We start from the raw sequence: 21,258 nt of genomic DNA, 5'->3' as shown, positions 1-21,258 counted from the left end.
GCAACAAGTCCGCAGCGCACACGGCAGGACGCGCGTATCAGGATCACCCTGCCACGCATCGCTGCCGGCAGTGCTGAGCGTCGCGCATGGCGCACGTCAAATGTCGGCCTGAAGCGTCTGCAACACCTCAGACCAGCAGACGCTCGACAAGCGTGCGGTACAGCGCCGGCAGCGCTTCCAGATCGGCCACGCGCACGTGCTCGTCCACCTGATGGATCGATGCATTGACCGGGCCGACCTCGATGCATTGCGCACCCAGCGGTGCGATGAAGCGCGCATCGGAGGTGCCGCCGCCGGTACTTTCCTCCGGCGGTGCCCCGGCAAATGCGCCGAGCACTTCGCGGGCCACGCGCCGCAGCGTGCCTTCGGGCGTGTAGAACGGCTCGCCGCTGCGGTGCCAAGCCAGCGTATAAGTCAGCGCATGCCGCTCCAGCAGCGCGACGATCTCGCGCTCGAGCGTCTCGGCATTCCAGTGCGGCGTGTAGCGCAGATTGAAGGCCACCTGCAGCTCGCCGGGAATCACGTTGTTGGCGCCAGTGCCGGCGTGGATATTGGAAATCTGCAGGCTGGTAGGCGGGAAGCTTTCGAAGCCATCGTCCCATTGCCGCGCGATCAATTCGGCCAGCGCAGGCGCCGCCAGGTGGATCGGATTGCGCGCCTTGTGCGGGTACGCCACGTGCCCCTGCACGCCTTTGACGATCAGGTTGCCGGACAGGCTGCCACGGCGGCCCACCCGCAGCAGATCGCCGAGCCGCTCGGTGGACGATGGCTCACCGGTGATGCACCAGTCGATCTGCTGGCCGCGCTCGGCAAACAGCCGGGCCACATGGCGCACGCCGTCGATGGCGTCCCCTTCCTCGTCGCTGGTCAGCAGCACTGCCAGCGTACCCGGATGCTCCGGGTGGGCAGCCACAAACTGCTCGGCAGCCACCACGAACGCAGCCACGCTGCCTTTCATGTCGGCCGCACCGCGGCCGTACAACACGCCATCGCGCACCTGCGGCGCGAATGGGTCGCTGGCCCAATCGCTCGCCGGCCCAGGCGGCACCACGTCGGTGTGCCCCAGCAACACCAGCACAGGCGCGCCACTGCCGTGCGTGGCCCACAGGTTATCGACGGCGCCCAGCCGCAGGTGTTCGCACGCAAAGCCGGCAGCGCTCAGGCGATCGGCGATGAGCGCCTGGCAGCCCGCATCGGCGGGCGTCACCGAGGCGCGTGCGATGAGGTCGCAGGTCAGTTGCAGGACGTCGCTGGTCATCATGGTCTCTTGGCAAGGGACTGCATGCAGCGCATGCGTGAGAGGTGCAGCATGCGGCAACGCGCGCCACCGCGCGGGACGCCAGGCGAAGCGATGTTGCCGCGCAGGTTCAACCCACCGCGAAGCGCGCCTTGAAGCCGTTGTCGGAGAACCCCTGACTCAGCGTGCCATCGTCGGTCAGCACCACCGGGCGGCGGATCAATTGCGGGTACTCGCGAAGCAGCAGCTTCCACTCTGCCTCCGAGCCGGGCGTTTTCTTGTTGTCGGGCAACTGCCGCCAGGTGGTCGAGGACTTGTTGATCAAGGCATCGAATCCACCGGCTTTGCCGGCCCATTCCAGCAAAGTGTCCGGTGCGGGCGTGTGCTCGCGGTAATCCACGAACGTGTAAGCGACACCAAAGCGATCCAGCCACTTGGTGGCCTTTTTGCAGGTATCGCAGTTCTTCAATCCATATAGCGTGGTCATGTCGTGCTCTCTTTAACTGCCTGGCGCGCGCCTGCACGCGCCAGCAGGGTGGTGGCCAACGTGGCGGAGCCCTGCCCGTGCGCAGGCAGGAACACCACCGGTATGCGCTCACCGTGGAATTTCAATGCCAGCCGCACCGGCGGCATCACCCAGGCGGGATCGACCGCACGCAACTGCGCAAGGTCCACACGCTGCGATCGTCCCTGCTGCACGATCTCCAGCGCATCGCCGGCATCGCGCACCTGCGCCCATCGCCCGCACAACACGAGGTACCGCACAGTCAGCCCCACCATCGCGACGGGCGCCAGCCAGCGCAACACATCCAATTGCTGCGGGACGCCATCGCGCACCAGCGAGCCCGCCACGTAGACCGCAACCCAGCCCAGCCACAGGGCCGGGATGCCCCACCGGATCCAGCCACTGGCCGGACGCGACAGCAGGGTGCCGGCGTGTGCGTGTGCGGTACTCAATCGGCCAGACCGCGCAGCAATTCGTTGACGCTGGTTTTGCTGCGCGTGCGCGCATCCACCTGTTTGACGATCACCGCGCAGTACAGCGAATGCGAGCCATCCTTGGACGGCAGCTGGCCGGACACCACCACGCTATACGGCGGCACGTAGCCGTAGGAAATCTCGCCGGTGGCGCGGTTATAGATGCGCGTGCTCTGGCTGATGAACACGCCCATGCCGATCACGCTGTGATGGCCGATCACCACGCCTTCCACCACTTCCGAACGCGCACCGATGAAGCAATGGTCTTCGATGATGGTCGGGCTGGCCTGCAGCGGCTCCAGCACGCCACCGATGCCGGCACCGCCGGACAGGTGGCAGTGTTTGCCGATCTGCGCGCACGAGCCCACCGTGGCCCAGGTATCGACCATGGTGCCTTCGCCGACATACGCGCCGATATTGGTGAAGCTCGGCATCAGCACCACGTCCTTGCCGAAATAACTGCCGCGCCGTGCGACCGCCCCGGGCACCACGCGCACGCCGGCCTGGCGGAACTCGGCCTCGTGGAAGCCGGCAAAGCGCGACTCCACCTTGTCCCAGAACGGCGCCGGCTGCGCATCGATCACGGCCATCTCGTTGACGCGGAAGTACAACAGCACTGCTTTCTTCAACCACTCGTTGACGGTCCAGCCGCCCTGCCCGTCCGGCTCGGCAACACGGAACTCGCCGCTTTCCAGGCCATCGATGACACGATTGACGATTGCCCGCGTGGAGCCTTCGATCTCGTCGATGGTCAATGCCGCACGGCGTTCAAACGCGCTTTCGATGCCGAACTTGAGTTCGTCACTGCTGACCTGCGCGGTGGGCTGCACGGCCTTCTTGGCGATCGGCAGCTTCTTGGCCGCTGCGGCCTTCTTGGCGGCCGGTGCAGCCACCACGGTGGTCGCCTTCTTGGCAACGCGCGGCGCCTTGGCGGCCGCTTGCTTCGGCTGCGCTGGCGCGGCGGTGGCGTTACCGCGCGCGCTCTGCTTGGCGACGGCGGGGGTGCTGGCGGCCGGCTTGGTTGCCGGCTTTTTGGGGGCTGCAGCCTTGGACGCGGCCGCGCGCTTGGGCGTTGCAGAAGAAGCGCGCTTGGCGGCGGCGCTGGCGGGAGTCGCGCGCGGCGTGCGCGCAGGCTTCTTGGTGCTCATGGGGGCTCTCCGGGAGGAACTCAGGTGGGGTCGAGACAGGCGCACAGCGCATCGCGCAGCGCCTGCCGGGCAGCATCGGGCAACGGGCGATCGTGCTCGTCGGTGATCTGGAACTGGTCTTCGGCGCGCTCGCCGAAGGTGGCAATGCGCGCGTCGTGCACACGCAGGTGCTGCATGCGTAACACGTGCGCCACGTCGGCCAGCAGGCCCGGGCGGTCAGGCGCCACCAGGCTGATGCGAGTGCGCCTGCCACCGGCACTTTCGCTGAATTCCACCCGCGGGGCGAAGCGGAAATGCCGCAACTGACGCGGCACCGCGCGCCGTGACGGGCGCACTTTGAGCAGATCGCCCGCCAGTACCTGGCGCAGGGCAGCGGCCAGGCGCTGCGGGTCGCCATCGGCGGAACTGTCCTGCGGCAGCACTTCGAACACGTCGAAGATCGCATCGTGTGGCGCGTCCAGCACGCGGGCGCGGTGGATGCCGTAGCCCTTGCGGTCCAGCGTGGCCACGATCGCCGAAAACAACCCATCGCGGTCGGGCGAATACACGAACACTTCCAGCGCGTCGTTGTCGGGCACCGCGCGGCGCGCCTTGACCAGCGTCTGGCCGATCTGCACCTCGATCAACGAGGCCGCTTGCCAGGCCAATTGCTCGGGCCGGAAACGCAGGAAATTCTCGTCCGGCATGCCCGCAAATTGGCGATCGATGGTGGCATCGTCATGGCCTTGCGCCTGCATCAGCGTACGCGCGGATTCGCGCGCTTCGCGCAGGCGTTCCTCACGCGGCGGCGGGTGTTCCAGACCTTCGCGCAAGGCGCGGCGTGCGGCGAAATACAGATCCGCCAGCAACCGGTCCTTCCAGGCATTCCACAGTTTGGGGCTGGTGCCGGCGATGTCGGCACAGGTCAGCAGATACAGGTAATCCAGGCGCTCGCGCGTGCCCACCAACGTGGCAAAGCGGTGAATCACCTCCGGGTCGGAGATGTCCTGCTTCTGCGCGGTGACCGACATGCGCAGGTGCTGCTCCACCAGCCAGGTGACCAGCTCGGTATCGCCTTCGCTCAACCGATGCGCCAGGCAAAACGCGCGCGCGTCCACCGCGCCGAGTTCGGAATGGTCGCCGCCGCGGCCCTTGGCAATGTCATGGAACAAGCCCGCCAGCAACAACAGCTCCGGCTTGCGCAGGCGTGGCCAGACTTCATGGGTGATCGAAAAACGCTCGTCGGCGCGGCCGGCGGCGAACAGCGCGATGTTCCGCAGCACCATCAAGGTGTGCTGATCCACCGTGTAGACATGGAACAGGTCGAACTGCATGCGCCCGGACACACTGGCGAACGCGGGAATCCACTGGCCAAGCACGCCCAGCCGCGCCATGCGATTGAGCGTTTCCACCGCACGCGGGCCGCGCAGCAGCGCCATGAACCGGTCGCGCGCGATGGCGTCGGCAACGTCGTACGCAGGTAGATCGCGCAACACTTCGGCCAGCGCGCGCGCAGTCAACGAATGCAGCCCGCGCACCTCGCGGTGGGCCGCCCATTGCGCAAACAACGCAAACACCTGCAGCACATCGCCATCCGGCCAGGTGTCGGCATCGGCGGTGAGATAGCCACGGCGCAGGCTGAAACCGGCATCGAGTTGCACCGGCACCGCCTCGCCATCGAACTGTTCTTCAAAGCGCTGCAGCAGACGGTCGCTGATCCGGCGAATCAACGCAGCGCTGCGATAAAAGCGCTGCATCATCTTTTCCACGCCCAGGCTTTCCGGGTCGTCGGCAAAGCCCAGTCGCTCGGCCAGGGTCTTCTGGTAATCGAAACGCAAGCGTTCTTCCGGCCGGTTGGCGACCAGGTGCAAGCCGTAGCGCAGGCGCGCGAGCTCTTCGCGTTCGCGCCGCAATGCGGCCGCTTCGTCCATGCCGACATGGCCCAGCCCGACCAGCGCTTCCAGGTCCTTGACCCCAAACGCGCGCAAGGCCATCCAGCCCAGCGTCTGCAGGTCGCGCAGGCCGCCGGGGCCATCCTTGATGTCCGGTTCCAGGTTGTCGGCGGTGTCGCCGAAGCGCTGATGCCGCGCGTGTAGTTCCTCGCGCTTGGCCTGGAAGAATGCGCGCGGCGGCCACACCTGCTGCGGCGCGATCGCGGCGGCCAGCGCCGCACGCGCCTGCGCATCGGCCACCAGCGGGCGCGATTCGATCAGTGCGGTGAGCACGGTCTGATCAGCGGCCGCACTCGTGCATTGCGCCGGCGAGCGCACCGCATGGCTGATGGGCAGGCCCACATCCCACAACAACGCGAACAAGCGCGCCAGCGCCTGTTCGTGGCGCTGTTGCGCGGCGGTCTCGCCCAGCACCAGCAGGTCCACATCCGAACGCGGAAACAGTTCACCGCGCCCATAGCCACCCACCGCATGCAAGGACAGCCCGGCGTCGGCGGGGATACAGCGCGTCCACGCATTGCGCATCAATTGATCGACGGCGCGCGCGCGCAAGGCGAGCAGACGCTCGGTTGGCTCGCCTTGGTCGAAACGCTTGCACAGCCGCATGTCCGCATGCACCAGCAGCGGACGGGCCTCGGCGGCCCAGTCGGCGTCGCCGGCGACGCCCGGATCGGGTCGGTCCGCCGGCGTTGCGGTCATGCCGGCGCGGAGGCGTTGGGCGACAGCGTCAGCACATCCACGCCGTCTTCGGTCACCGCCACCATGTGTTCCCACTGCGCGGACAACTTGCGGTCCTTGGTCACCACGGTCCAGCCGTCCGGCAGGGTCTTATGGTGATAGGTGCCTTCGTTGATCATCGGCTCGATGGTGAAGGTCATGCCCGGCTTGAGCACCAGGCCCTCGCCCGGCCGGCCGTAATGCATCACCTGCGGTTCGTCGTGATAGACCTTGCCGATCCCGTGGCCGCAGTAATCGCGCACCACGCTGAAGCGCTCGGCCTCGGCGAATTTCTGGATGGCATGGCCCACATCGCCCAGCGTCGCGCCCGGCTTGACCGCGCGGATGCCGCGCCACATCGCTTCGTAGGTGGTTTCCACCAGGCGCTTGGCCATCACCGACGGCGTGCCCACGTAATACATGCGGCTGGTATCGCCATGCCAGCCATCCTTGATGACGGTGACATCGATATTGACGATGTCGCCTTCCTTCAGGACCTTGGCCGCGCTCGGGATGCCGTGGCAGATCACGTTGTTGACCGAGGTACACACGCTCTTGGGAAAGCCGCGGTAGCCGACATTGGCCGGGATGGTGCCCTGCACATTGACGATGTGGTCGTGGCAAATGCGGTCCAGCTCGGCAGTGGTCACGCCTGGCTTCACGTGCGGGGCCACCACGTCGAGCACCTCGGCGGCCAGGCGGCCGGCGACGCGCATCAGTTCGATTTCTTCTTTGGTTTTCAGATTGACGCTCATGCGGCGGATTATCGCCGATTCCGAGCGAATCTGAATGACTCCGCGCTTTGCACGGCACGCTCGCGCTCGCCGGCGGAAATCCGGCGCGATGGCCCCGGAACTGTGACGAAGGTCTTCACGCGTCAAAACTGCGTGAAACGGAGTCATCCGTAGGACATCCCATTTTTTGTTAAAGACCCAAAAAAAACAGCGGGATAGCCAACCGATTCATGGTTATCTTTGGCACGGGCGATGCATTACGAGGAGGGCGACGACTTGGTCGCGTCATCAATGACCTATTCGGTCAAGGAAATGTCCATGCGTAATGTCCGCCCTGTCTTACTCTCTCTCGGCCTGCTCTCCACCGTCGGCATCGCGACAGCAGCAGACACCACCACCTTCAACGTCAAGATCGCGGTCACCAAGGCCTGCACCATCACCGCGGCATCGGCCACGGACGTCGACTTCGGCTCGGTGCTCTCCACCTCTACCGCAAATGCCGATGCAAACGGCAGCGTCACCGCGCAGTGCACCGCATTAACGCCGTACAACATTGCCCTGAGCGCGGGTAGCAATGCCGGAACGGCCAACGATGTGACCACCCGCCGCATGAAGAACACCGATGCACTGGTCACCACCAACAACTTCGTCGCCTATCAGCTCTACCAGGACCTGGGCCGCAGCACAGTGTGGGGCAGCACCAGCGGCACCAATACGCTGAGCCGCACCGCCACCGGCATCAATCAGATCTACCCGGTGTACGGCCGCGTGACCAACCCGTCCGCCGGCAATCCAGCTACCGGTACCTACCAAGACACCATCACCGCCACGATCATCTATTGAGCCCACGCATGCCGCTATCGCTGCTTTCGCCACTGCGTCCGTTGTTGTTGCTGGCCCTGTTCGGGCTTGGCCTGGGAACACCGTGGGCAACGGCGCGCGCCGCCAGTCTGCAATTGGCGCCCACCTCGCTCACGCTGACCGCCCAGCAGAGCGCCGATGGATTGTGGCTGAGCAACAGCGGCAGCGCGCCGGTGCAGGTACAGACCCGCGCCTACCGCTGGACCCAGCGCGAGGGCCAGGATCAGCTCGACCCCACCCAGGAACTGCTGATCAGCCCACCCATGCGCACGCTGGCCGCCGGCGAGCGTCAGCTGATCCGCGTGATCCGCGCCGGGCCGCCGCCACGTGGTGAAGAGGTGTGCTACCGCATCATCGTCGACGAACTGCCCAGCGTCGACGCAGACCGCAACGGCATGCAGTTCGTGCTGCGTTACTCGGTGCCGATTTTTGTCCAGCCACCCGGTATCGCCGTGCCTACGCCGCGGCTGGACACGCAACTGGTGGCCGGCAGCGACGGCAACGCGCAGATCCAGATCCGCAACACCGGCAACGGCCATGCACAGGTGGCCGATCTGCGACACCTGGTCGATGGCAAGGCCAAGACGGAATTGAACGGACTGGTGGGCTACGTCCTGCCCGGGCAGACCATGCGTTGGTCGCTCGGCGCGCCGCTGGCACAGTTTGGCCGCGGCGCCATCACCGCAAGGATCAATGGTGAGGCTGACGAACGCACCCTGCTGGCCGCGCCGTGATGTGGCGCGGCTGACGATGACGCTGCTTGCCGCCGCCATCGGTCTGCAGAACGCTGCAGCCGCCGATCTGGCAGATGTGGCGTCCCTGCCGGATCCTGCACCGCAGACCGGTGTCTTGGCCGCGCAGACCTTGTATCTGGATGTCAGCGTCAACCAGGCCGATCGCGGCCTGGCGCCGTTCGAACTGGTGGATGGAAATTTGCGTGCGTCGGTGCAGACCTTGCGCAAACTCGGCTTCATCCTGGACGGTCAAGCGCCCGAGGCGCTGGTCGACCTGGACCGCATGCCCGACGTCGAAGTGCGTTACGACGCCGCCCTGCAGCGGCTGGCCCTGCAGGTCCCGCTGGCACAGCTCTCGCTCTCCACCACGGTGTTGAAGAGCGAGGAAGTCGCTCCGCCGAGCGCCACCGCCTCGCCGGGCGCGCTGCTCAACTACGACCTGTATGCCAACCGCAACGCGGGTGCCAGCAGCGTCTCGCTGGCCACCGAACTGCGCGGCTTCGGCCTGGGCCGGGGCATGGTCGAAAGCACGGCCGTGTTCCAGACCTACAACCGCGCGCAAGACCGCGGCTGGCGGGGCGAAGCCGTACGCCTGGACAGCGCCTGGCAGATGGATTTCCCCGACACCGCCACCAGCCTGCTGGTGGGCGATTTCTATAGCGGCTTCGTCGACTGGAGCCGGTCGATCCGCCTGGGCGGCATCCAGATCGGCCGCAACTACGCCCTGCAGCCGTATCGCGTACTGACCCCGACGCCCAGCTTTCTTGGCGAAGCCGCAGTGCCGTCGACCGTGGAGCTGTACGTCGATGGCCTGCGCCAATACAGCGGCCAGGTCCCGGCCGGCCCGTTCCAGCTCGCCGCACAGCCCGGCATCAGCGGCACCGGCCAGGCGCAGATCGTGGTGACCGATGCGTTCGGCCGCGTGCGCCGGCTGGATTTCGCGTTCTACGGCACCCCGCAGCTGCTGGCGCGCGGCATCTCCGAGTGGTCGGCTGGCATCGGCCACCTGCGTCGCGATTACGGCGTGCGCTCGTTTTCTTACGACAGCCGGCCGGTGGCCAGTGCCAGCCTGCGCAAGGGCGTGCGCGAGGATTTCACCATCGAGGCGCATGCCGAAGCCGGCGGCGGCCTGGTCAATGCCGGCGCCGGTGGCATCTGGTTGCTTGGTGTCGGCGGCGTGTTCAACGTGGCCTACGCGCACAGCCAGATGGGCGGCTTGCGCGGTGGCCAATACGTGCTGGGCTACGCCTGGAACAACCGCCGCTTCAATCTCAACTTCGCTACCCAGCGCACCCATGGCGACTATCGTGACCTGGGCGCCCTGCAGGGCAGCCTGCCGGCGAGCGTCAGCGACCGCGCGGTGTTCGGCGTCAACGTCAACCCGCTCGGCTCGCTCGGCACCAGCTACGTCCGGCTGAGCTATCCGCAGGGCGACACCTCGCGCTACGCCAGCGTGTTCTGGTCGCGCAGCTTCGGCCGCAACTGGGCCGCCAACCTGTCCGGCAACCAGAACCTGGATCTGCGCCGCGACCGCAGCCTGTATCTGTCGCTCTCCACCACCTTCGGCGGGATCCGCCAGGCCAGCGCTTCGATGCAGCGCAACGGCAACCGCACCGGCTTTGTGGCCGATGTCAGCCAACCGCTGCCGGGTGACGGCGACCTGGGCGGCGTGGACTGGCGCCTGCAGGCGCGCGCCGGCGACGACGCCAGCGGCGGGCTGGCGGAACTGGGCTGGTTGAACCGCGTCGGTCGCTACAGCCTGGGCGCTGCCACGCAGGACGGCGACACCTTCGGCTATGCAAGCGCCAGCGGCAGCCTGGTCTGGATGAACGGGCGCGGTTTCGCCGCGCGTGACGTGCAGGATGCCTTCGCCGTGGTCTCCACCGATGGCCAGCCCGGCATCCCGGTGCGCCTGGAAAACCGCCTGATCGGCGTGACCGACGCCAAGGGCATGTTGCTGGTGACCCCGCTGCAGTCGTGGCAACGCAATCAGCTGTCGATCGATACGCTGGCATTGCCTGCCAACCTGCGTGTGGACCGGGTGGACACCACGGTGACCCCGCGCCAGCAATCCGGCGTGGCGGTGCGCTTCGGCATTACGCCCGTGCGCGCAGCCATGATCGTGCTGCATGACGCGCAAGGTGCGCCGTTGCCAGTGGGCAGCGTGGTGTGGCGCGAGGGCGATGCCGAACGCGTGGTGGTCGGGTACGACGGCGAAACCTATCTGGACAATCTGCAGCAGGAGAACCGCATCCTGGTCGACCTGCCCGACGGCCGCTGCAGCGCCCAGTTCACCTACCCGGCCAATCCCACCGACATCCCGCGCGTCGGCCCGCTGCCGTGCATCGCCGAGCCGGCGCCATGAGCCTGACAGGCCTGGGCCGTTTGTTGTTTGCGCTGGCGATTGCCACGCTGTGGCTGGCCCCAAGCCAGCGCGCGCACGCGGACACAAACTGCACCGTCACGCTCGGCACGCCGCTGGCGTTTGGCAACGTGGCCGCCAACGGCACCACCGACGCGGTGGCAACGCTCAACGTGTCCTGTGCAACCGCCGCGCTCAGCGTACTGGGCTATGCACACGTGAGCCTGTGCCTGGATCTGGGCCCGGGCAGCGCCAGTGCCGGACTGTATACGCCGCGCCGCATGCTCAACCCCACCAGCGACAGCCTGGATTTCCAGATCTACTCCGAGGCGACCCGCACCCAGGTCTGGGGGGCCACCGGCTCGACGACGCCCTCGCCGCGTCTGCTGACACTTTCGTACGGCGTACCGCTGATCACCGGCGGCTCGCAGACCACGTCGGTCACGCTGTACGGCCGCATTCCAGCCAATCAGATCCTGTCAGTGGGCAACCACACCAGCACTTTCAGTGGCGCCGACACCGTGCTGCGGTATGCCTATACCGAAAGCATCATCGGCATTCCGCCGGCCCCCAGCAGTTGCACGGCCGGCGGGAGCGGCGCCAAGACCGCCAGCAACGCCTTCCCGTTCACCGCCTCTGCCAACGTGCCGGCCCGCTGCAATACCTACGTCACCACCGACCTGGACTTCGGCACCATCGCCGGCAGCATTACCAGCAACATCGACCGCACCTCCACCGTCAGCCTGTCGTGCACCAACCGGACCGCCTGGAACATCGGCCTGGGCAACGGCGTGAATGCCAGCGGCAGCACCCGCCGAATGCGCCAGGCCAGCAGCAGCAACTACATCACCTACGAGCTCTACCGCGATGCGGCGCGCAGCAACCGCTGGGGCACCACCATCGGCACCGACACCCTGAATGGCACCGGCAACGGCGTTGCTCAAACGGTCACCGTCTATGGGCGTGCGCCGTCGCCACAGCTACCGGCCGCTGGCGCCTATACCGATACGGTGACCGTCTCGATCACTTATTGACGGTTAATTAAGTTCGCACCGGGCACGTCGTTATTGGCTACGTCTCCAATGCAAACGATTGCCTTCATGACGCCGTTCAACCTTCTGAAGTGCTCTGCATTACTTGCGCTGGCCTGCGCCGCCTCCACTGCCGGGGCGGCCGGCACCAGCCAAGGACTGGAAAATTCCACCCTGCATATCGGCCTGCGCGTGCTCAGCGGCTGCGAACTGCGCACCTCGCCGGCACGCGCCAACTGCTCCAAGGGCACCCCCGCGGCGATTGCCCCGGCCGCCAGCTCCGCGCCCAACACCGCTGGCACTGCTGCCAGCGCAACCGGCCAGATCGCCAGCGCCTTGGCCGGCCCGGCGCCGACCGGTGCTGCCCGCATCACCACGGTGGCTTTCTGAAATGGCCGGCGCCTGGCCACTGACGCGTTGGCTTGCCACGGTTCTGGCCGCTGGCACGCTCCTGGTCACGTCCACCCCGGCCCTTGCCGCCGAGATCACAATCGCGCCGACCACGGCACGCATCCCCGCCGATGCCGACCAAGCCACCGTGTGGCTGTACAACCAGGCCGGCAAACCGTGGCGTGCAGAGGCAAAGCTGTATCGCTGGCGTCAGGACGGCGAGCGCGAGGTGCTTGAACCGGCCATCACTGCCACCGTCAGCCCCAGCCAGCTCGAAATTCCCAGCCAGGGCCGCCAGCTGCTGCGGGTAATCCGGCTCGGCCCCAGCCCGGCCACCACCGAAGACAGCTATCGCTTGGTAGTGACACAGCAGGTGAGCGCCGAGGAGCCCGAACTGCTGCGCTATTCCATTCCCGTCTTCACCCTGCCCAGCCAGGCCAGTGAGGCGAAACCGAAGCTGCACGCTCACTTACTCCAGTCCGACACCGAAAGGGCATTGACGCTGCACAATGCCGGCCTTGGCCACGCCCGCCTGGCCGACCTGGCCTACATCGATGCCAGCGGTACCCGGTTGAGCATCCGCAGCAACCTGGCCGGCTACGTTCTGCCCGGGCAGACCCGACGCTGGACGCTGCCGGCCAGCCTGCCCGCCGGCAAGGGCCGCTTCGTGGCACGGATCAATGGCGACACCGAGAGCACCCTGGTGCTGGAGCCGTGATCCGGCGCTGCCCGCACCGCGTCGCCTGAGTCAGATTGCATCGCCCTGCCCCGGCGGCTATACTCCGCCGGCTGTTTTGCGTTTCATGCGCAGCGCGCCGTCCACGTCGGACGTCATCGACGAATTCACACCTGCCGCCGCCATCCGTGCCGGGGTGCCCCGCAAGGGGTTCGTCACGGAGGCGACAGGGAAGCCCAACCCCGGAATTACGTGCGTCCCCGCCAGGGCTCGCACAGTCATGCGCAGGTTTTCAAACCACAGCCGCGCACGGCGATTCCGCTACCAGGAGTTTTTTCAATGCCTCAGGTCACCATGCGTCAGATGCTGGAAGCCGGCGTCCATTTCGGCCACCAGACCCGCTACTGGAACCCCAAGATGGCGCCGTACATCTTCGGCGCGCGCGGCAAGATCCACATCATCAACCTTGAGAAGACCGTTCCGCTCTTCAATGACGCGATGAACTTCCTCTCCTCGATCGCGCAGAAGCGCGGCACCGTGCTGTTCCTGGGCACCAAGCGCAGCGCGCGCGAGTCCATCAAGGAAGAAGCCGAGCGTTGCAACATGCCGTTCATGACCCAGCGCTGGCTGGGCGGCACGCTGACCAACTTCCGCACCGTGAAGCAGTCGGTTGCCCGCCTGAAGGAACTGGAAGCCGCTGAAACCGACGGCACCTTCGAAAAGCTGGTCAAGCACGAAGTGCTGGGCCTGCGTCGCGAGCGCGAAAAGCTGGACGCCTCGCTGGGCGGCATCAAGGAAATGAACCGCCTGCCCGACGCGATCTTCGTGATCGATATCGGCCATGAAGACATCGCCATCAAGGAAGCCAAGAAGCTCGGCATCCCGGTGATCGCCGTGGTCGATACCAACTACGACCCGGCCCTGGTCGATTACGCCATCCCGGGCAACGACGACGCCATCCGCGCCGTGCAGCTGTACGCACGCGCCGCTGCCGATGCCGTGCTGGAAGGCAAGGCGGCTGCGCCGAACTCGGCGTCGGTTCGGGAAGAAGAGTTCTCGGCTGAAGCCGGCGACGAAGGCAAGGGCCGTCGCGCTCCGGCCAAGAAGGCCACCGAGAAGAAGGCCGACGCACCGGCCGCTGCACCTGCGGCACCGGCTGCCGAGTAATCGGCATGCAATGCGGCCGCACCATGCTGTGCGGCCGCAGCCCCGACGGGACCCTCGCGTCCCGTCGCTCGGGCCATTGAAGACACCCACGGGGGCGGCCAGCACGCTGCACCGTCTCCTCATTGGCGGAACACTTCCGCCGCACGTATTCGTCCATACGAGGTAATTCCATGGAAATCACTGCTTCCCTGGTTAAAGAACTGCGCGAGCGCACCGGCGCCGGCATGATGGAGTGCAAGAAGGCACTCGTCGAAAACGCAGGCGACATCGACGCCGCGGCCGAATGGCTGCGCAAGTCGGGTCTGGCCAAGGCTGACAAGAAGGCCGACCGCGTTGCCGCCGAAGGCCGCATCGCCACCGCACAGGCTGGCGGCAAGGCCGTGCTGGTCGAAGTCAACTCCGAGACCGACTTCGTCGCCAAGGACGAGAACTTCCTGGCCTTCACCGACGTCGTCGCCAACGCTGCGCTGAACTCCGACGCGGCCGATGCCGACGCCCTGAAGAGCGTCAAGCTGGACAGCGGCGAGACCATCGAAGAGCGTCGCGCTGCGGTCATCGCCAAGGTCGGCGAGAACCTGCAGGTACGTCGCCTGGTCCGCATCGACAGCGCCAACAACGTAGCGGCCTACGTGCACGGCGGCCGCATCGGCGTGCTGGTCGAGCTCAAGGGCGGCGACGCCGAGCTGGCCCGTGGCATCGCGATGCACATCGCTGCGATGAACCCGCCGCACGTCAAGGCCTCCGACGTCCCGGCCGAGTTCGTTGCCAAGGAAAAGGAAATCGAGCTGGCCAAGATGTCTGAGAAGGACAAGGCCAAGCCGGCCGAAATCCTGGAAAAGATCATCAGCGGCAAGATCAGCAAGATCGTCAACGAAGTCACGCTGTACGGCCAGCCGTACGTGCTGAACACCGACCAGACCGTCGAGCAGGCGGTCAAGGCCGCCGGTGCCGAAGTGATCGGTTTCCAGCGCCTGGCCGTTGGCGAAGGCATCGAGAAGGTGGTGGAAGACTACGCCGCCGAAGTGATGAAGCAGGCCGGACTGGCCTGATTCACCGCGTTTGATGACGAGAAAAGCCGCGGCATGCCGCGGCTTTTTTTTTGCCCGCAATGCGCGCTGGCGCAGCGCTGTTTGCCGCCAGGCCGCCTGCATGCGCGGTGTACGCAACCGGCCACATCGCTACAGATGCGCCTGCCGCTGCCGCTAAAAACGAGATGCCGACCAGGCTTTCCAGCGCCCATTGCGCCTGCGTTGCAGCGCGGCGACTGCACTGCGTGGCGTGCCCAACTCAACGACCGCGGCTGTATGCTTGCGATCACTGTCGGCGATGAACCATGCAACCAGACCTCCAGGCCGCCCTGCACTACTGCCGCAACCTGCCCTCCCCGCCGGGCGTGGCGCTGCGCATCATCGAGCTGGCGCAAGACCCCGACGTCGACATGACCACCACGGCCAACGTCATCGGCATGGACATGGCATTGAGCGCACGCATGTTGCGCGTGGCCAATTCACCGCTGTACGCCAGCCGGCGCCGCATCGACAACCTGGGCCAGGCACTGACCATGCTCGGCCTCAATGCAACCTTGAGCCTGGCGCTGGGCTTTTCGATGGTCCACGGTGTGCGCAGCACGTTCAAAACGCATCCGCTGCACGAGCGCATCTGGCGCCGCGCCGGCCTGTGCGCACTGGCCAGCCGCATCCTTGGCCAGGCCTATGGCATCCGCAAGCCGGAAGAGCTGATGCTGGCCGGCCTGCTGCAGGACATCGGCAAGCTGGCGCTGCTGCAGGGCACGCCGGAGGTGTACGCCCCACTGCTGGAGCAGGCACCCGATAACGCCGCACTGCTGGAAGCCGAACGCGAGCATTTGGGCGCCACGCATGCCGAGGTCGGCGCCTGGCTGGCGCATCAATGGCAGCTGCCGCCGTACCTGCAGAACGCCATCGCCCAGAGCGAAGAAGAGCCGGCAAGCCTGGAACCCTTCATGGCCTGCGTGGCGCTGTCCGGGCGGCTGGCCGACATCTGGCTCTCGGCCAGTGCGGCCACCGCTACCGAGCGCGCGCAACAGCAGGCGCAGGATGTGCTGGAGCTCGATGCCGAGCGCTTTGAAAAGGTGATCGAGCGCATTGCCGAATCGCTGCCCGAACTCGAAGCCCTGTTCGATATCCGTGTGCCGCAGCCCGAGCACATCCAGCTGATCTTCGAACAGGCGCGCGAGCTGGCCATGCTGCGCAGCCTACGCGAACTGCAGGACGTGGCCGAGGCACGCCGGCATGCCGACGAATCGGAAAACCGCATGCGCCACCTGGCCGAACAGGCCAGCCGCGATGCACTGACCGGCGTGTTCAACCGCCACCAGCTCGGCACCGCGCTCGCGCATGAGTTCGAACTGGCCACCCGGCAGGCGTGGCCGCTGTCGATCGCCTTCATCGACCTGGACGACTTCAAGCGCGTCAACGATGCGCATGGCCACCTGGTCGGCGACGAGGTGCTGCGCAACTTCGCGCAGACCCTGCAGCGCATGGTGCGTACCAGCGACCTGGTGGCGCGCTACGGCGGCGAAGAATTCCTGGTGATCCTGCCCAACACCACCGCCGAGGCCGCGCTGATGGTGATCGAGCGCATCCTGGCCGAAACCGCGCGCACACCGATGGCGCAATTGCCCGGCGGGCCGCTGCACATCACGTTTTCCGCGGGATTGGCCACGCACGGTGGCGGCGACCGCCAGTTCGAAAGCATCGAGCATCTGTTGCAGGCCGCCGACACCACGCTGTATCGCTCCAAGCATCGCGGCCGCAACCGCGTCACCGCCTACGATGCGACCGAGGTGCCGGCGCAACCGACACCACGCGCGCACTGAGCAACACGGCACGCATCGCGCAACAAAGGAATTTTTACCACGCCCGGTGACAGGCTTCCGCTAGAATTGCCGGCGTTTGCCGATCCCCCACCCCCGAGGCCTCCCCCCATGTCTGAACTTTCCTATCGCCGCATCCTTCTCAAACTTTCCGGGGAGGCGCTGATGGGGGATGGGGATTACGGCATCGACCCCAAGGTCATCAATCGCCTCGCGCATGAAGTGATCGAAGCCCAGCAGGCCGGCGCGCAGGTTGCGCTGGTGATCGGCGGCGGCAACATCTTCCGCGGCGCCGGCCTGGCTGCCAGCGGCATGGACCGCGTCACCGGCGACCATATGGGCATGCTGGCCACCGTGATCAACGCGCTGGCCATGCAGGACGCGCTGGAAAAGCTCGGCGCCAAGGTGCGCGTGATGAGCGCGATCAAGATCAACGACGTCTGCGAAGACTTCATCCGCCGCCGCGCGATCCGTCACCTGGAAAAGGGCCGCATCGCGATCTTCGCCGCCGGCACCGGCAACCCGTTCTTCACCACGGACTCGGGCGCCGCGCTGCGTGCGATCGAGATCGGCGCCGATCTGCTGCTGAAGGCGACCAAGGTCGATGGCGTGTACGACAAGGACCCGAAGAAGCACACCGATGCGGTGCGTTACGACAGCCTGACCTACGACGAAGTGATCATGCAGGGCCTGGAAGTGATGGACACCGCCGCCTTCGCACTGGCCCGCGACAGCGACCTGCCGCTGCGCATCTTCGGCATGAGCGAGCCCGGCGTGCTGCTGCGCATCCTGCACGGCGCGCAGATCGGCACGCTGGTACAGGGCCGCAGCTGAGCGACACGGTCGGGCCCGGCTGAGACGCCGCGACTCGCCAGACAGTGACCACACAGCCGCCTCCGGGCGGCTGTGCTGCATTTCCACCATGCAAACTGGGTCAGCCCCGCCCGGCCGCGCCGTGCGCCCCCATGAATCCCGGCGGGCGCCTGCCGGGCTTTTTGCTGCGCTGCGCCGGCTGTCGGCGTCGCTGGCGGCTATAATCGATCAATTACGATTCACCAGGACGTTCGGCGATGCTCAACCAGATCAAACAAGACGCGCAGACGCGCATGACCAAGAGCATCGATGCTCTGCGCCATTCCCTGACCACCGTGCGCACCGGCCGCGCCTCGCCGGCGCTGCTGGACAACATCAAGGTCAAGGCCTACGGCACCGACACCCCCCTCAACCAGGTCGCCAGCATCAGCGTCTCTGAAGGCCGCTCGCTGGTCATCAGCCTGTTCGACAAGGGCATGATCAAGGACGTCGAGAAGGCGATCTATGCCTCCGACCTGGGTCTGACCCCGACCGTGGTCGGCACCGTGATCCGCCTGAACCTGCCGCCGCTCACCGAAGAGCGCCGCAAGGAGTTGAGCAAGTCGGTGCATGGCGAAGGCGAAGACGCCAAGGTCGCCATCCGCAACATCCGGCGCGATGCCAACCAGCAGGTCAAGGATCTGCTCAAGGACAAGCAGGTCACCGAGGACGAAGCGCGCGGCGCCGAAGACGATATCCAGAAGCTCACCGACAAGGCCATCAAGGACGTGGATGAGGTCGTCAAGGGCAAGGAACAGGAATTGATGACGGTCTGACCGTGGCGTCCACTGCCATGCATTCGGAGCCCTCCGCTGCCGCGGTGCCGCGCCACATTGCCATCATCATGGATGGCAACGGGCGCTGGGCGCAGCGTCGGCGGCGTCCGCGCGTGATCGGCCACCGTGCCGGCGCGCGGGCGGTCAACCGCACCATCGATTTCTGTCTCGACAAGGGCGTGTCGGCACTGACCCTGTTTGCGTTTTCCAGTGAGAACTGGGGCCGCCCGCAGGACGAAGTCGATGCACTGATGAAGCTGTTCCTGCATGCACTCGATCGTGAGGTCGAAGAGTTGCAGCGGCGTGGCGTGCAGGTGCGTTTCATCGGCGACCGCAGCCGCTTTGCCGCGCCACTGCGCGACCGCATGGCCGGTGCCGAGCGCATCACCGCGGCTAACACGCGGCTGGTGCTGAGCATCGCCGCCAGCTATGGCGGCCGCCAGGACATCGCCATGGCCGCGCGCGCGCTGGCGGTCGAGGTCGCGGCGGGCCGGTTGCAGCCGGAGCAGATCGACGAAGCCTTGCTGGCCAGCCGGGTCGCGCTGGCCGATCTGCCGGCGCCGGACCTGTTCATCCGCACCGGCGGCGACACCCGGATCAGCAATTTCCTGTTGTGGCAGCTCGCCTACACCGAGCTATGGTTCACCGAAACCCTGTGGCCGGAGTTCGACGCCAGCGTGCTGCAACAGGCTCTGGACGACTATGCCGGGCGCGAACGCCGCTTCGGCCTGACCAGCGCCCAGATCGCCGAGAAGGCGACGGAGACGTCTTCCGCATGACCCAGACCCGTGTGATTGCCGCGCTGATCATGGCGCCGCTCGCCATCTGCGCGATCGTGCTGCTGCCCACCCAGTGGCTGGCGGCGCTGGCGGCGATCCTGTTCCTGACCGGGCTGTGGGAGTGGCTCAAGCTGTCCGGCATCGACGACAGCCTGCCGCGCACCGTACTGCTGATGCTCAACCTGCTGCTGATGGTGCTGATGGTCTGGGCATCGGTCGGTTCGATGGTGCTGTTCCAGATCGCTGCCCTGGTGGGCGTTGGCTGGTGGCTGGTGGCGCTGCTGTGGTTGCGGTTCTTCAACTTCGGCGCCGATCACGGCAATGGCCAGGCACGCGCGCTCAAGCTGGCCGCCGGCACGCTGGCGGTCCTGCCGGCCTGGGCCGCGCTGGTGCTGCTGCACGCCAATCCCGACAAGGGCAACCTGTGGCTGCTGACCGCGCTGACCATGGTCTGGGCGGCTGATTCGGGCGCGTATTTCGCCGGGCGGCGGTTCGGCAAGCACAAGTTGGCGCCGCGGATCAGCCCCAACAAGACCATCGAAGGCCTGCTGGGCGGGCTGGTCGCCGGTATTGCCGTGGCCTGCGCATTCGGCTGGCTGGCCGGGCTGACCCTGGCGCATGTGCCGCAGCTGGTGCTGGTGGCCGCCGTCGCGGTGCTGGCCTCGGTGCTGGGCGATCTGTTCGAAAGCCTGCTCAAGCGGCATGCCGGCGCCAAGGATTCGGGCACGGTGATTCCCGGCCACGGCGGCGTACTGGATCGGATCGACGGCGTGCTCGCCGCGCTGCCGGTGTTCGCGCTCGGCAAGGAAATTCTCGGATTCTAGGCATGTCAGGTTCTTCTCTTCGTCGGGTCGCCGTGTTTGGCGCGACCGGCTCCATCGGTGCCTCGGCACTGGACGTGATTGCCCGGCATCCGGAGCGGCTGCGTGCCAGCGTGCTGTCGGCCGGCAGCAAGGTCGATGCGCTGCTGGCGTTGTGCGTGCAGCACCGCCCCGCACATGCGGTGATCGCCGACGCCGCCTTGTATCCGGCCTTGCGCGATGGCCTGCGCGCCGCCGGCCTGACCACCCAGGCGCATGCCGGTGATCAGGCGCTGGACGCGCTGGCGGCCAGCGATGCCTGCGACACCGTGGTGGCGGCGATTGTCGGCGCCGCCGGCCTGTCGTCCACCCTGGCGGCCGCGGCCGCCGGCAAGCGGCTGTTGCTGGCCAACAAGGAATCCCTGGTGCTGGCCGGCGAGCTGCTGACCCGCACTGCTGCGGCAGCGGGCGCGGAAATCATTCCGATCGACAGCGAGCACAGTGCAATCTTTCAGTGCCTGCGCTCCTGCGACGCCAGCCGCGGGGTGCGGCGGGTGATCCTGACCGCCTCCGGCGGGCCGTTCCGCGGCCGCCAGCGTGCGCAATTGGCCGAAGTGACGCCCGCCCAAGCGGTGGCGCACCCGAAATGGTCGATGGGCCCGAAGATCTCGGTCGATTCGGCCACGCTGATGAACAAGGGCCTGGAAGTGATCGAGGCGCACCATCTGTTCGGCCTGCCCGGCGAGCAGATCGACGTGCTGGTGCACCCGCAGAGCCTGGTGCATTCGTTGGTGGAATTCGTCGACGGCTCCACCCTGGCCCAGCTCGGGCTGCCGGACATGCGCACCACCCTGGCGGTCGGCCTGGCCTGGCCGGAGCGCGTCGAGTCCGGCGTCGGCGGCCTGGATCTGCTGCAGCAAGGCCGGCTGGACTTCGAAGCTCCGGACACCGAGGCGTTCCCGTGCCTGCGCCTGGCCTGGGACGCCTTACGCGCCGGCGGCACCGCGCCGGCCATCCTGAACGCGGCTAACGAAGTGGCTGTTTCAGCGTTTCTTCAGGGCAAGGTGGGTTTCCTAGCTATCCCTGCGTTGGTCGAACACACGCTGACAACGCTTCAGCGGCAGAATGCCGATACCCTGAATACTCTCCTTTTCGCCGATGCCGAAGCACGGCGAACCACTGAACGCGCCCTCGCCCATTATTCCCTTCATGCCTGATCGAACCACGCTGC

Annotated in this window: 20 protein-coding genes; 14 read left to right on the top strand and 6 right to left on the bottom strand. The window is 66.5% G+C overall.

All coding sequences use genetic code 11. The features are described from left to right. Positions 1–127 precede the first annotated feature (127 nt). The 6 genes from dapE to map all read right to left on the bottom strand — a co-directional run bounded on the left by dapE (position 128) and on the right by map (position 6,766). Complete coding sequence (gene dapE, locus ACCQ01_RS07660) at positions 128–1,258, bottom strand: succinyl-diaminopimelate desuccinylase (RefSeq protein WP_012438807.1); 1,131 nt, start codon at positions 1,256–1,258, stop codon at positions 128–130. A 109-nt stretch (positions 1,259–1,367) separates the two neighbouring features. Beyond that, on the bottom strand, positions 1,368–1,724 hold the full coding sequence (locus tag ACCQ01_RS07655) for an arsenate reductase (RefSeq protein WP_014507250.1): 357 nt from the start codon (positions 1,722–1,724) through the stop codon (positions 1,368–1,370). Further along, positions 1,721–2,194 (bottom strand): hypothetical protein, encoded by a 474-nt coding sequence (locus ACCQ01_RS07650; protein ID WP_228432576.1) that lies wholly within the window; start codon positions 2,192–2,194, stop codon positions 1,721–1,723. The genes ACCQ01_RS07655 and ACCQ01_RS07650 overlap by 4 nt, the downstream gene beginning before the upstream one ends. Beyond that, positions 2,191–3,363 carry a 2,3,4,5-tetrahydropyridine-2,6-dicarboxylate N-succinyltransferase gene (gene dapD / locus ACCQ01_RS07645; protein ID WP_228432577.1) on the bottom strand — a complete coding sequence of 391 codons (1,173 nt, stop codon included), beginning with the start codon at positions 3,361–3,363 and terminating at the stop codon, positions 2,191–2,193. Before dapD ends, ACCQ01_RS07650 begins: the two co-directional genes overlap by 4 nt. Before the next feature lie 20 nt (positions 3,364–3,383). Beyond that, entirely contained in the window at positions 3,384–5,993 is a 2,610-nt protein-coding gene (locus tag ACCQ01_RS07640) for a [protein-PII] uridylyltransferase (protein ID WP_042598706.1), read from the bottom strand. Further along, positions 5,990–6,766, bottom strand: coding sequence for a type I methionyl aminopeptidase (gene map, locus ACCQ01_RS07635; protein WP_011036574.1), 777 nt, complete (start codon positions 6,764–6,766; stop codon positions 5,990–5,992). Before map ends, ACCQ01_RS07640 begins: the two co-directional genes overlap by 4 nt. 297 nt (positions 6,767–7,063) lie before the next feature. Here map and ACCQ01_RS07630 point away from each other — a divergent pair, with 297 nt between their 5' ends. The 14 genes from ACCQ01_RS07630 to ACCQ01_RS07565 all read left to right on the top strand — a co-directional run bounded on the left by ACCQ01_RS07630 (position 7,064) and on the right by ACCQ01_RS07565 (position 21,244). Next, positions 7,064–7,588: a Csu type fimbrial protein gene (locus ACCQ01_RS07630; protein WP_040942357.1), complete on the top strand. Its 525-nt coding sequence runs from the start codon at positions 7,064–7,066 to the stop codon at positions 7,586–7,588. An 8-nt stretch (positions 7,589–7,596) separates the two neighbouring features. Next, the gene (locus tag ACCQ01_RS07625) at positions 7,597–8,340 is read left to right on the top strand and encodes a fimbrial biogenesis chaperone (protein WP_228432578.1); all 744 of its coding nucleotides are present in this window, start codon (positions 7,597–7,599) and stop codon (positions 8,338–8,340) included. A gap of 16 nt (positions 8,341–8,356) precedes the next feature. Next, positions 8,357–10,705 (top strand): fimbria/pilus outer membrane usher protein, encoded by a 2,349-nt coding sequence (locus ACCQ01_RS07620; protein WP_228432579.1) that lies wholly within the window; start codon positions 8,357–8,359, stop codon positions 10,703–10,705. Then, complete coding sequence (locus ACCQ01_RS07615) at positions 10,702–11,736, top strand: Csu type fimbrial protein (RefSeq protein WP_228432580.1); 1,035 nt, start codon at positions 10,702–10,704, stop codon at positions 11,734–11,736. Before ACCQ01_RS07620 ends, ACCQ01_RS07615 begins: the two co-directional genes overlap by 4 nt. Before the next feature lie 48 nt (positions 11,737–11,784). Beyond that, complete coding sequence (locus ACCQ01_RS07610) at positions 11,785–12,123, top strand: hypothetical protein (protein WP_228432581.1); 339 nt, start codon at positions 11,785–11,787, stop codon at positions 12,121–12,123. Between the two features lies 1 nt (position 12,124). Next, positions 12,125–12,841, top strand: a complete 717-nt coding sequence (locus ACCQ01_RS07605) for a fimbrial biogenesis chaperone (protein ID WP_228432582.1) — start codon at positions 12,125–12,127, stop codon at positions 12,839–12,841. 297 nt (positions 12,842–13,138) lie between these two features. Continuing rightward, positions 13,139–13,966: a 30S ribosomal protein S2 gene (gene rpsB / locus ACCQ01_RS07600; RefSeq protein WP_042598693.1), complete on the top strand. Its 828-nt coding sequence runs from the start codon at positions 13,139–13,141 to the stop codon at positions 13,964–13,966. 170 nt (positions 13,967–14,136) lie between these two features. Beyond that, the gene (gene tsf, locus ACCQ01_RS07595) at positions 14,137–15,015 is read left to right on the top strand and encodes a translation elongation factor Ts (protein ID WP_012438814.1); all 879 of its coding nucleotides are present in this window, start codon (positions 14,137–14,139) and stop codon (positions 15,013–15,015) included. A gap of 284 nt (positions 15,016–15,299) precedes the next feature. Beyond that, entirely contained in the window at positions 15,300–16,823 is a 1,524-nt protein-coding gene (locus tag ACCQ01_RS07590; protein ID WP_042598691.1) for a sensor domain-containing diguanylate cyclase, read from the top strand. A gap of 108 nt (positions 16,824–16,931) precedes the next feature. Then, complete coding sequence (gene pyrH, locus ACCQ01_RS07585) at positions 16,932–17,654, top strand: UMP kinase (RefSeq protein ID WP_042598689.1); 723 nt, start codon at positions 16,932–16,934, stop codon at positions 17,652–17,654. Positions 17,655–17,890: 236 nt separating this feature from the next. Continuing rightward, positions 17,891–18,448, top strand: a complete 558-nt coding sequence (frr, locus tag ACCQ01_RS07580; protein ID WP_011036562.1) for a ribosome recycling factor — start codon at positions 17,891–17,893, stop codon at positions 18,446–18,448. 17 nt (positions 18,449–18,465) lie between these two features. Beyond that, positions 18,466–19,227 (top strand): polyprenyl diphosphate synthase, encoded by a 762-nt coding sequence (gene uppS, locus ACCQ01_RS07575; protein ID WP_228432583.1) that lies wholly within the window; start codon positions 18,466–18,468, stop codon positions 19,225–19,227. Further along, positions 19,224–20,051 carry a phosphatidate cytidylyltransferase gene (locus ACCQ01_RS07570; protein ID WP_011036560.1) on the top strand — a complete coding sequence of 276 codons (828 nt, stop codon included), beginning with the start codon at positions 19,224–19,226 and terminating at the stop codon, positions 20,049–20,051. The genes uppS and ACCQ01_RS07570 overlap by 4 nt, the downstream gene beginning before the upstream one ends. Positions 20,052–20,053: 2 nt before the next feature. Then, positions 20,054–21,244: a 1-deoxy-D-xylulose-5-phosphate reductoisomerase gene (locus ACCQ01_RS07565; RefSeq protein WP_228432584.1), complete on the top strand. Its 1,191-nt coding sequence runs from the start codon at positions 20,054–20,056 to the stop codon at positions 21,242–21,244. The last annotated feature ends 14 nt before the right edge of the window (positions 21,245–21,258 follow it).

Source organism: Xanthomonas sp. NCPPB 4037 (assembly GCF_041475695.2).
Classification (GTDB): Bacteria; Pseudomonadota; Gammaproteobacteria; order Xanthomonadales; family Xanthomonadaceae; genus Xanthomonas; species Xanthomonas campestris.
The sequence above is the reverse complement of the archived record's forward strand: the minus strand, read 5'-3'. Positions and strand labels throughout refer to the sequence as shown.